This is a genomic window from Streptomyces sp. NPDC026377 (genome assembly GCF_055567715.1).
The window spans coordinates 1-1,976 of the sequence record NZ_JBVHPV010000046.1 but is presented as its reverse complement, the minus strand read 5'-3'; the positions used below and the strand labels follow the sequence as shown (position 1 = coordinate 1,976).

The 1,976-nt window shown below is 66.0% G+C and carries 3 protein-coding genes and 1 pseudogene; 3 read left to right on the top strand and 1 reads right to left on the bottom strand.

All coding sequences use genetic code 11. The features are described 5' to 3' along the window. Positions 1–2 precede the first annotated feature (2 nt). Together ACZ4MU_RS35185 and ACZ4MU_RS35180 are read left to right on the top strand one after the other, a co-directional pair. Complete coding sequence (locus tag ACZ4MU_RS35185; RefSeq protein ID WP_467883697.1) at positions 3–164, top strand: hypothetical protein; 162 nt, start codon at positions 3–5, stop codon at positions 162–164. A 470-nt stretch (positions 165–634) separates the two neighbouring features. After that, the gene (locus ACZ4MU_RS35180) at positions 635–1,147 is read left to right on the top strand and encodes an RICIN domain-containing protein (RefSeq protein WP_467883695.1); all 513 of its coding nucleotides are present in this window, start codon (positions 635–637) and stop codon (positions 1,145–1,147) included. A gap of 89 nt (positions 1,148–1,236) precedes the next feature. Here the strand turns inward: ACZ4MU_RS35180 and ACZ4MU_RS35175 are convergent. Beyond that, positions 1,237–1,527: pseudogene (locus ACZ4MU_RS35175) on the bottom strand (transposase); the annotation flags it as partial. Between the two features lie 76 nt (positions 1,528–1,603). Here ACZ4MU_RS35175 and ACZ4MU_RS35170 point away from each other — a divergent pair. After that, entirely contained in the window at positions 1,604–1,885 is a 282-nt protein-coding gene (locus tag ACZ4MU_RS35170) for a metal-sensitive transcriptional regulator (protein ID WP_467883693.1), read from the top strand. Positions 1,886–1,976 lie beyond the last annotated feature (91 nt).

The following is a 1,976-nucleotide window of genomic DNA, read 5'->3' as shown; positions in this document are numbered from 1 at the left end:
GCATCCTGTCCATCGGTGACCTCGACCAGGACGGCCGCAGCGACCTCGTCGCCCGCACCCCGGGCGGCGACCTGTACCGCTACTCCGGCAACGGCCAGGCCACCGACCCGTTCAACAAGCGCGTCAAGATCGGCTACGGCTTCAGCGCCTACAACATCCTCTGACCTTCCTGGCAGGGAACGGGGGCGGTCCGCTTGCGGGCCGCCCCCGCGGCGTTGGCCGCCCTCGCAGACGACACACGCGGTAATCGTTCACACCTACCTCAACGCCTACGTCCCCCCTCTGCCCCTGCAAAGGGGACCCATTTCGAGCATGGGGCGCATCGCATCGGCAGTGGCGGCCTGGCCGAGCGGGGCTACTTGGGCAGTCCAACAGCGCCCCGGCGCCGAGTCAAGGCGCCCACCGGACTGACCGGGTTGTCTGGCACGGATCGTCGATCAAATCTGCACAGAATGACGACTACCGGACTGACAGGCGATATCTAATGGGGGCAGATGGCGCCAGGCGTTGCAGGGCTCGTCGCGGCCCCGAAGCCCACATCCGATTCGTTCTTGATTCAGAACTGCGATTACGGCCAGCGGAACGCTCGAAGGCGTCTGAGATTACTTCTTCAACCGACCAAGCAAGATCCGCTTTGGGGGATGTCATCAACATCGTTCGTAGAGCCGCAGCAGCCTTCGCGGCGTTTTTCGCGGTCCTTTTCGTCGCCTCAACGCCCGCTCAGGCGGACGCAGCCGGGTACCCCCTGGCCAACAGCGCCCGTCCCACCAACTTCTGTGCGACGCCTGAGGGCAACAACACCGCCAACGGCACGGTCATCACCCTGTGGACGTGCAACGGCAACGACCTCCAGATGTTCCACTGGAGGGGCGACGCTCTGGTGCACAGCGCCAGCGGCAAGTGCCTGACCCCTCGGGGCAACAGCCTCTCCAACGGCACCGTGCTGACTCTGTGGACATGCACCGGTTCCTACCTTCAGAACTTCGACCAGGTTCGCGGTACCCAGACCACCATCAGGCCCTCCAACGCCAGAGACAAGTGCCTCACCAACTACGGTGGTTCACAGGCCAACGGTGTCTGGGTCACGCTCTGGACGTGTGCGAGCAACGTTCCCGTCGAGCAGCAGTGGGCGTGGACCGGTAACTAGCCAACCCACGTCACATGTTCGCCCTCGCTGCTTCAGGCAGCGAGGGCATTTCCACGCGGCCGAAGGCCGACGGACGACAGCTGAGCCGGCCGCGCCACGGCCTGGCGGAAGGGCTGCGGGATCACCGTCCGGATCCCACGCCGACGCAGGCAGGTTCGGATTGCGCGCGACGAGTACGCCTTGTCGGCCAGCACCACATCGGGAGTGGTCCGGAGTCGACCGATCAGCCGCAGCACCCGTAATTGAGCCATGACCTAGGGGAACGCAGGCGCGTCACCGGCCTGCCTGGGCGTGGGGACGAGCGCCAGGGGCCGACATCGGCTGTCTGCCGCGGGGTGGATCTTCGTGGTCGGCCCGCCATGGGAACGACCGAGGGCGGCGCAGAGGGAACACATCCCCGCCCCCGCCGTTATCCATATACCCCCCAGGGGTACCTAGTGAAGGGAAGGGATCACCATGCACGGCTACACCGCCAACAAGGACGATGTCCTCAAACGTCTGCGCCGCATCGAGGGCCAGGTGCGGGGCCTGCAGCGCCTGGTCGAGGAAGACACCTACTGCATCGACGTCCTCAACCAGGTCAGCGCAACCACCAGAGCACTGCAGTCCTTCGCCGTGACGATGATGGACGACCACCTCCACTTCTGCGTCGCCGACGCCATCGCCCAAGGCGGCGACCAGGTCCAGGACAAGATCACCGAAGCGTCCCGGGCGATCGCGCGCATAGTCCGCTACTGAGCAGCGGCCGGGCGCAGCGAGCGTCAGGCGTGCGCGGCCTCACGGCGTGCGGCGGTGACCAGCCAGGAGCTGCTGCGCAGCCACACCGCGC